The sequence below is a fragment of the uncultured Shimia sp. genome (genome assembly GCF_913054185.1).
In the GTDB taxonomy this organism is placed as follows: Bacteria; Pseudomonadota; Alphaproteobacteria; order Rhodobacterales; family Rhodobacteraceae; genus Shimia.
Genome location: NZ_CAJXIV010000129.1, coordinates 1 through 9,521, shown reverse-complemented (window position 1 = coordinate 9,521; position 9,521 = coordinate 1). Strand labels below are relative to the sequence as shown.

7 protein-coding genes and 1 pseudogene are annotated in these 9,521 nt (G+C 55.4%); 7 read left to right on the top strand and 1 reads right to left on the bottom strand.

Annotated elements, in window-relative coordinates:
• Positions 1-560 (bottom strand): annotated as a pseudogene (locus QZ517_RS18765) (leucyl aminopeptidase); the annotation flags it as partial.
• A gap of 144 nt (positions 561-704) precedes the next feature.
• On the opposite strand from QZ517_RS18765, the gene lptF reads away from it, so the two are divergent.
• From lptF to QZ517_RS18730, 7 genes are all read left to right on the top strand, one after another.
• On the top strand, positions 705-1,823 hold the full coding sequence (gene lptF / locus QZ517_RS18760) for an LPS export ABC transporter permease LptF (RefSeq protein WP_294230143.1): 1,119 nt from the start codon (positions 705-707) through the stop codon (positions 1,821-1,823).
• Positions 1,820-2,917, top strand: coding sequence for an LPS export ABC transporter permease LptG (gene lptG / locus QZ517_RS18755; RefSeq protein WP_294230139.1), 1,098 nt, complete (start codon positions 1,820-1,822; stop codon positions 2,915-2,917). The genes lptF and lptG overlap by 4 nt, the downstream gene beginning before the upstream one ends.
• Positions 2,914-5,091, top strand: a complete 2,178-nt coding sequence (gene lptD / locus QZ517_RS18750) for an LPS assembly protein LptD (protein WP_294230134.1) — start codon at positions 2,914-2,916, stop codon at positions 5,089-5,091. Before lptG ends, lptD begins: the two co-directional genes overlap by 4 nt.
• 22 nt (positions 5,092-5,113) lie before the next feature.
• Entirely contained in the window at positions 5,114-6,361 is a 1,248-nt protein-coding gene (locus tag QZ517_RS18745; protein ID WP_294230132.1) for a peptidylprolyl isomerase, read from the top strand.
• On the top strand, positions 6,358-7,326 hold the full coding sequence (gene pdxA / locus QZ517_RS18740) for a 4-hydroxythreonine-4-phosphate dehydrogenase PdxA (RefSeq protein WP_294230129.1): 969 nt from the start codon (positions 6,358-6,360) through the stop codon (positions 7,324-7,326). The genes QZ517_RS18745 and pdxA overlap by 4 nt, the downstream gene beginning before the upstream one ends.
• Before the next feature lie 76 nt (positions 7,327-7,402).
• A complete protein-coding gene (gene rsmA, locus QZ517_RS18735; protein WP_294230126.1) occupies positions 7,403-8,245 on the top strand; it encodes a 16S rRNA (adenine(1518)-N(6)/adenine(1519)-N(6))-dimethyltransferase RsmA in 843 nt (280 codons plus the stop codon).
• A gap of 566 nt (positions 8,246-8,811) precedes the next feature.
• Positions 8,812-9,521: hypothetical protein (locus QZ517_RS18730; RefSeq protein WP_294230123.1), on the top strand; the 710-nt coding region annotated here is incomplete at its 3' end.

Here is a 9,521-nt window from a genome sequence, read left to right as displayed (position 1 = left end):
GTGGTCAAAACATTGGCAGGCTCGTTGATCAAATCTCGGGTGAAAAATGCGCCTTCTGCAACCGCCAACAGGGGCGCTGCGGCTTCTCCAATCTCCTCGGGTTTGCTCACCATCATAGTCACTGCGCGCGCATCTTCTTTGGCGTCTGCAGTTTTATGATCGTCAAAGCCATAATCGCGCATTGCGATGCCATAGGCGATATGCGCCGCCTTGGGGTTGGTGCCTGCCAGCACGGTCAACGCCGCGTTCCCACGTACTTTGCCAAGGCTGGCCCCAGCCTTACGCGCATCTTCAAACGAACAACGGCGCGGCAGGATCACCACATCGACGGCTTCAGCGGCCACACCTGCGGGATAGGACAGGCTGAACACGGTTCCAAGGCTTGCATCTCCCGCCTTATTCTCGCGAACCCGTTCCACAGCGCCTCGTGTCAGGCGATTCAAACGGCGTGCGCCTTGATCCAAGTTGCCTTCTGCTGGCACAAAGACCGCAATACGCCCCTCAACCGTGCCGATCTCATCCAGTTCGGTTTCCACAAAAGACATCGTTACAGGGCGCATCGCATAACCTCCGAATTTTCGTTTTGAAACACCTAGCGTGCGCCTTCTCGCTTGACCAGAGCACATCGCCAGATAGCAGTTTCACCGCTTAAACATTTCCCCTAAAGTGCTGCACAATAATAAGGTTCGGGGGATTCTTGGCAGGTGAGCAAATTCGACAGATATATCCTGTCGCAATTCCTGACTCTGTTCGGTTTTTTTGCGCTGATCCTTGTGTCCGTTTACTGGGTCAATCGTGCGGTGTCGCTGTTTGATCAGCTGATCGCCAGCGGCCAAAATGTCTCCGTCTTTCTGGAATTGTCGATCCTAACGCTGCCCAATGTGATCCGTTTGGTCTTGCCAATTGCCGTGTTTGCAGGAACCGTTTACGTGACCAATCGGCTGTCCAGCGAAAGTGAACTGACAGTGATGCAGGCCACCGGGTTCAGCCCTTGGCGGCTGGCACGCCCGGTGGCGGTCTTTGGCTTGATCACTGCATTGATGTTGTCGGCTTTGACCCACTTTCTTGTGCCAACAAGCAATGCGGAATTGAGCAAGAAGCAAAAAGAAATCACCGAAAATGTAACCGCACGTTTGTTAACCGAAGGTACGTTTCTACATCCAACGGATGGCGTCACTTTCTACATTCGCGAAATCACGCCAAGCGGCGTACTGAAGGACGTATTCTTAGCGGATCATCGCTCTGAAGGGCGCTCAACCTCCTACACCGCGTCAGATGCCTATCTGGTGCAGGATGAAACCGGCCCAAAACTTGTGATGGTCGATGGGTTGGCGCAACTTCACCGTCATGACACAGACACACTGATGACCACAAACTTTGCCGACTTTTCCTATGATATCAGCTCGCTAATTGACCCAGAAACCGCCCCTCGTGTCTCGGCAAAGCATTTTCCATCCTGGGACATCATTGGAAACATGGAAGCGATCTCGGAGCAAACCGGGGAGAGTATTGGCGGCATCACCGAAGATTTGCACGACCGGTTTGCAATGCCGTTTTCGACGATCAGCTTTGCCCTGATTGGCTTTTCCATGCTTTTGGCCGGCGGGTTTAGCCGTTTTGGTGTCTGGCGCCAAATCATCGCGGCGTTTATGATTTTGGTTGTTCTCGAGGCGCTCAAAAATGCGATAGCCGATCCAGTGCGGTCCAATCCCGAGCTTTGGCCAATGATGTATTTGCCGAGCACATTGGGCTTCGTGATTGCGGGTGGACTGCTCTATTTCTCTGCAAACCCGATCCGGTGGCGCCGGAGGTTGCCGACATGACGGTCCATTTCTATTTTGCACGTAAGTTTCTGTGGATATTCTTGGGCATCGCCATGGTGTTCTTTGTGCTGACGGTTTTGGTCGACATGATGGAACAACTCCGCCGCTACGACGTGGAAGCGGTAGGGTTTGATAAAGTGGTTGGTCTCACTTTGCTGCGCACGCCGGAGAGCCTGTATCAGCTCATGCCGCTGATCATTATCCTTGCGACCATTGCGCTGTTCATCAATCTGTCACGCAGCTCTGAACTGGTTGTGGTGCGCGCCGCTGGTCGGTCTGGCATTGTGTCGGTTCTGTCTCCAGCAGGGATGGCTTTGGTCATCGGTTTGCTGTCGGTCAGTACCCTCAATCCCATTGTGGCCGCGACCACCGTACAATACGAAACGCAAAGCGATATACTGCGCTCCGGCGGGCGCAGTGCTCTATCGTTGTCCCAGGAAGGTATCTGGCTGCGACAAGGCGGCGAAGCTGGGCATGCTGTAATCCACGCTGGCAGCACAAACACCGACGCATCGGTGTTCTTAGATATCACCATTGTAACCTATGCCCAGGAGGACGGCCCGCAGCAACGGATTGAAGCGGATTCAGCCCGATTGGTGGAGGGCGGATGGGAGCTCGCCAACGTCCGAACATGGAACCTGAATGCTGGCCTGAATGAAGGCGCCAAGCCCTCAAGTGAAGCGACTGTAACGTTTCCCAGCAGCCTCACGGCAGATCGTATTCGGGAGCGTTTTGGCACACCTTCTTCGATCTCAATTTGGAAACTGCCAAAGTTCATTTCCGAGTTAAACGAGTCCGGCTTTTCTGCACGTCGGCATCAAGTCTGGCTGCAAATGGAGTTGGCGCAACCGCTGTTCCTGATGGCCATGGTCCTTGTGGCATCGGCCTTCACCATGCGTCACACCCGATTTGGCAATACAGGTATCGCCGTTTTAACGTCGGTGCTCATCGGATTTAGCCTGCATTTTATCCGCAACTTTGCCCAAATCCTTGGAGAAAACGGTCAAATCCCTGTGTTGCTCGCCGCCTGGGCTCCTCCAACGGCAAGTGTGCTGTTGGCTCTTGGACTGTTGTTGCATATGGAGGACGGATGACGACTTCTCCGCGCTTCTTATGTCCCCTGGTTGCGGCCGCCGCTCTCACTTTGGGATCACCCTCAGAAGGATTGTCCCAATCCACATCTTCTGGAACACAGACTTCGCAGACCACGCCATCTCAACCGCGTAACGTGATCCTAGTGGCGGATTCAGTGAATTTATCGGCAGATGGACTCCTGATTGCCCGAGGCAATGTAGAAGCACTCTCTGACGATGTGCGCCTGACCGCGCAGGAAATAATCTACAACGACGCCACCGGCGAAATTATCCTCAAAGGCCCGATCCGGATCACCCAAGGGGATGAAGCCACAATTGTCGCGGATGCAGCCGAATTACAGTCTGATCTGCGAAATGGGTTGATTCATAGCGCCCGGCTGGTGTTGGCCGATCAAGTTCAGTTGGCCTCCGCGCGGATGACTCGACTGGACGGCCGCTACAGTGTTTTGGATAAGACAACGGTCAGCTCTTGCCATGTATGCGAAACTGGCGAACCTCCGTTGTGGCAAATCCGCGCCCAGCGTGTGGTGCACGACCAGCTAGAAAAACAACTCTATTTTGATCACGCCAGCGTGTTGGTCCGTGACGTACCGGTGTTCTACTTCCCACATCTGCGCATGCCGGACCCTACATTGGATCGCGCGCAGGGCTTCCTAATCCCGGAGTTCAATCACTCCTCCCTTCTCAACTACGGTATCAAAGTCCCTTACTTTATACCCTGGGGCACAGAGCGTGACTTGGTGCTATCCCCCTATTTGTCGTCCGAAACACGGACAATGGAGTTCCGGTATCGTCAAGCCTTCGAAAAAGGCGGCATCCAACTCGAAGGCGCCATCTCCGACGATACCATTCGGTCTGACATCATTCGCGGCTACCTGTTTGCCGAGGGATTGTTTCAGTTGGGACATGAGTACAAACTGACCTTTGATTTGAAGGCCGTGTCCGACGACACCTACCTGACAGACTACGACTATGCGGACTATGATCGCCTCAACAGCGACATCACAATTGCCCGCGCAAGTCGGACCGAAAATACCCGTTTTGCGGCTTACCACTATCAGACCCTACGTGAAGACGAAGACAATGACGAAATCCCGTTTCTGGTGCTCAAAGCAGAAACAGAACGGCGATATCTCAACATGTGGGGTGGCGAGCTGCGCACCAGCGTCGAAGCCCACGGGCATCAGCGCCGCTCCACCAAAGATGGTGATGCCGGACGGGACGTCGGGCGCGCAAACGCCAATGTTCAGTGGCTTGGCGACTGGAACCTGGGAAACGGGCTGCGCACAGGGGTGACCGGCGCGTTGGCGTTTGATGCTTATCGCACCGAAAACGACAGTTCCGTCAGTACCTTTGACAGCGGGCTGGCACCGTCCGTGGCTGCCTATCTGCGCTACCCGATGTCCAAAACTGGTGCGGACGGCGCAACCTACATCTTGGAACCTTTGGCCCAAGTGGCCTGGACCGGCGGAGACCCGCTGGATGTGGCCAACGATGAAAGCACCCACGTTGAGTTTGACGAAGGCAACCTTTTGTCGCTGTCACGGTTTCCGTCTTACGACCGAAGAGAGCGAGGTCTGTCTACGGCTGTTGGCATGAACTGGTCGCGTATCAGCACCAAGGGGTGGCGTGGAAGCCTAACTTTTGGTCAGGTATTTCGACAGGACGCACAGCTTGATTTCTCCAAAAGTTCGGGTCTGTCCGGAACGTCGTCCGACGTTTTGCTCGCAGGGCAACTGAGCAACCAAAGCGGCCTGTTGTTCACCGGGCGCGCCCTTGTGGACACTAAGGGTGATCTGAACAAGGCCGGCGCGCGGTTGGGGTGGTCTAACGATCGACTGTGGCTGGATGCCAGCTATATCTGGCTGGAGAAAGATCTGGTGGAATCTCGTCCAGATGACATCTCTGAGATGAAATTTGACGGCAGCTACCGCCTCAACCGCCATTGGACCGGCATGATGGACTGGCAATTTGATGCGGTCAGTGGTGAAACCTCCGAAGCCGGTGTTGGCCTGGAGTATCGCAACGAGTGCCTGCGCATGGAACTTTCACTCTCGCGCCGCTTCTCAACATCCTCTACCGTGCAATCGAGCACCCGGGTGGGCTTCAACGTGGCCCTGCTTGGATTTTCGGTCAATTCAAACGACAAGAGCTACGACCGCAAATGCGGCTGACTGACAGGAAGACAACGTAAAAATGACGCCACGCACCATGATCCGCTCCGCGCTCCGCGCACTTGCCAGCTCCACGGCCGCCTGCGCCATGATGGGCCTGTTTGCGCTTCCGACACAGGCGCAAAATGCCTTTAGCCCCGCTTTTGTCGTCAACGACTCGGTTGTTACTCATTACGAAATCGAACAACGCGCACGCTTGTTGGTGGTAATGAGTGCACCCGGAGACCCTTTGGAATTGGCCCGCGAACAGCTGGTTGAGGATCGTTTAAAGCTCCAAGCTGCAAAACAAACCGGCATCGCACCGTCTGAAGAAGGCGTTACCGCTGGATTGGAAAATTTTGCCAAACGGGTGAATATGAAGCCCGACGATATGCTCAAGGCGCTTGCCGCCGAAGGCATCTCTGAAGAGGCTCTGCGTGACTTCATCATTTCTCAAATCGCTTGGGGCGGCGTGGTACAATCCCGGTTTGGTGCCAACGCGGAGGTCAGCGAAGAAGAGATTGACCGTGCGATTGCACAAAGCAGCGGCCAAGGCGGTGTACGGGTTCTTTTGTCTGAAATCATCATTCCGGTTACCCCGCAGACCCGCGCGCAAGTCGATAGCCTTGCTGCACAAATATCGGAACTCAAGAGTTTTTCTGAGTTTGAATCTGCCGCCCGCATTTATTCTGCTTCCGGCACCAAAGACCAAGGCGGTCACGTGGATTGGATGAATGTCACCAACCTGCCAGCACCGCTGCGTCCAGTGGTCACTGCCCTGCGCAAAGGTCAGGTTTCCCCACCTCTGCAACTGCCCAACGCCGTGGCTTTGTTCCAGCTGCGTGGCATTGCCGAAACCGGACGCAGTGCTCCACGCTATTCCGCAGTGGATTACGCGAAATTCTATGTCCCGGGCGGTCGCACAGCCGATACTCTGGCAGAAGCCGCAAAAGTGCGCGCTTCTGTTGACAAATGTGATGACCTTTACGGTGTGGGTTTTGGCCTGCCAGCCGAGCGCCTGTTCCGCGAGACCCAAAAACCCAACGAAATTCCGCGTGACGTGGCTATTGAATTGGCAAAATTGGACGACAATGAAATCTCCACCAACCTGACCACCGCAGATGGGCAAAATCTCATTGTCCTGATGCTTTGCGGTCGCACTGCCGAAACTGGCTCAAAGGAGCTGTCCCGCGAAGAGGTCGCCCAATCCCTGCGCAACTTGCGTTTGGAAAGCTACGCCAACAGCTATCTCAGCCAGCTGCGCGCCCAGGCCCGGATCACCGAAAAATGAGCCGCGCGCCCATTGCCCTAACCTGTGGCGAACCGGCGGGCGTTGGCCTGGAGATTGCCGAAAAAGCTTGGTCTGAACTCAAAGATGAACTTCCGTTTTTTCTGATCGCAGACCCGGCCCACCTGCCCGGCACGGTGCCATGTCAACTTTTGCACAGTCCCCAGGACGCTGCTGGTGTGATGGCACATGCCCTGCCTGTGCTGCCACATCCGTTTGCCGCCAGCCGCACGCCCGGCACCGCGCAGTCGGACAACGCCGAGGGTGTGATTGACGTGATTGCGCAGGCTGTTGATCTGGCCATGAATGGCGAAGCCAGTGCCATTTGCACGTTGCCAATCCACAAAAAGGCCCTCAAAGACGGCGCGGATTTTCCATATCCAGGCCACACCGAATATCTCGCCACTTTGGGTGGCGTCGACAATGCTGTCATGATGTTGGCATCTGACATGCTGCGCGTGGTGCCCGCGACGATTCACATCCCCTTGTCAGACGTACCCTCCGCTCTCACTCCCGCGTTGCTGGAAGAGACCATCCGCATCACAGCCAAAGGCCTGCAAAGTCAGTTTGGCATTGCGGCCCCGCGCATCGCGGTTGCTGGTTTGAACCCACACGCCGGCGAAGGTGGTGCCATGGGCCATGAAGACGCCGGCATCATTGCACCGGTGCTTGGTAATCTGCGACGTGAAGGCTTTGACATCACGGGCCCTTTGCCTGCCGACACAATGTTCCACGCTGCCGCCCGCGCCCGCTACGATGTGGCTGTCTGCGCCTATCATGATCAAGCTCTGATCCCGATCAAGACGCTGGACTTTGATGGTGGTGTCAACGTCACGCTTGGGTTGCCATTTATCCGCACGTCACCGGATCATGGCACCGCTTTTGACATCGCAGGAACCGGTCAGGCCAACCCGTCCAGCACCATTGCCGCCTTGCTCATGGCGGCGCAAATGGCACAAAGCGCTTGACCCTTCATTTGGCCGGAAATATCCCCACCAAAGGCACCCCTCCGCGGCCCAGCCGCCAAAACCCGAGGCAATTCCGATGAGCGCCATTGATGATCTTCCCAACCTGCGTCAGGTGATCGACACACACGGCCTGTCCGCGCGAAAATCCTTGGGGCAAAACTTTCTTCTCGATCTCAATCTCACCGCCAAAATTGCCCGCCGCGCGGGCGACCTTACGGATTGTGATGTGCTGGAAATTGGCCCCGGTCCCGGCGGTCTAACCCGTGGTCTGCTGGCTGAAGGTGCGCGCAAAGTACTCGCAATTGAAAAAGATGATCGCTGCATGCCAGCTTTGGCTGAGATCGCAGCGGCCTATCCGGGGCAGCTCGAAGTGATCAACGGTGATGCTTTGGAAGTGAACCCGTTGGCTCACCTCACCCCACCCATCCGCGTCGCAGCCAACTTGCCTTACAATGTTGGAACAGAACTGTTGGTGCGTTGGCTTACGCCCAAAGAATGGCCACCCTTCTGGCAAAGCCTAACCCTGATGTTCCAACGTGAAGTGGCTGAGCGCATCACTGCACAGCCAGGTTCCAAAGCCTACGGCCGCCTCGCGCTCTTGTCGCAATGGCGCGCCAACGCCAACATCGTGATGTCTCTGCCGCCTGGTGCGTTTTCGCCTCCCCCAAAAGTGCACTCCGCTGTGGTGCACCTGACGGCTTTGGCTGAGCCGCGCTACCCGGCTGACGCGGCAACCCTGTCCCGGGTTGTGGCTGCCGCGTTTAATCAGCGCCGCAAGATGCTGCGCGCAGCGCTCAAAGGACAAGCGCCCGATATCGAAGACCGTCTGATTGCTGCGGGTATCAAGCCCACTGACCGGGCTGAAGTGGTGAGTTTGGAACAATTCTGCGCATTGGCGCGTCTGATGAAAAACAGCTAAAGCCCAAAAACAGGCCATAATTGGATGTCTTAGAATCGCCAAACCTTGGCGGGTTCTCTCATGATGGCCACGTAGTAGCTTCCCATATCTGTAACACGCAACAGATTGCGACTGTCCATCAGCAACCCTCCTTGGCGTGACACCTCTTTAAGTTGCGCAATACTTGGCGCCCGCACCCCGCCCCCCCTCCTCCAATTGGGTGCGGGCGTATAACAAAAATTTCAAATACTGACCATCTGTCAAGGCGTGCTCACACATTTCATGAGGTGAATCTCTTCGAATTTACAATGGCTTGATGTTTCCATCGAGGAAGGCGGGGCCTCAAAAGAAAGTGGCGATGCCTCCTATCTTTCACGCTGCCACACGCCGCTTTGAATACCCTGCTCTGCTCATTACCAGACAGAGCGCGTTTAAACTTCAATCTGGCTGCTCCCTAGGACACAACTTCAGGCAGGGTGATGACATTCTCGACTTTCCCCCTGCCCGACGCTGCAAGTCGCGGGCACCTTTGTAACAGCTAAGAAGGCCATCGCTGCGTTGGTCTTTACGCAGAATGCGAGGATCCATTGGCCAAAGACATGCTCCCACAGCACCCGCCTGATGAGACGCTTGTGCACAGCACGCGGTCGGCAAAGTTGGTTTTGGTTGCACAGAGCAGCAATGCAGCGTCGACGCAAAATCCGATCTTGCTGGTCCCCGGGCCGACACAAGTAGATTTTGTTCAAGCCGAACACCTCATCCAAAAGCTCTTGACCGTCCGATCCCGCTCTGGACCGCCAATCTATCTTCTTCAATGGAACAGCTTTTGGCCCGAGCACGGCCAATTCCGATTTGCTCCTTTGATGCGCGACATGCACGAAAGCGCGCAATATCTTGAGAAAGTTTCTGGCCCGCCCAACCTGCTCACTCTTGGAACTGGTGCTCTTCTTGTGTTGCGCGCCACGGCAGAACCACATCGAATGGCAAAGGAGTTGTCTCTGTCCAGCCTGAGTTTCTTCCGGCCGAGCCTTGAGGTTCAAGGGCGAGCCCCAAGATTAAGAACTCTTTCATTTCGTAATCAAGTCAGTGTGATAGGGTCGAAGATTGATGTAACAGACAGGCATAACGCCTTGTTCAAACGCCTGACATGTAACCCCATTGACCTATTTGTTTTGCACAACAAGCACTGGTTCATCCGTAGCATATATTCGCCCGTCGAGAGGCAGTCGCAGACACCGCCGGAAACTGGTTTTGCTGGGAATTGGGCTAACAGTTGGCTTGATTGGCTGCCCGATTT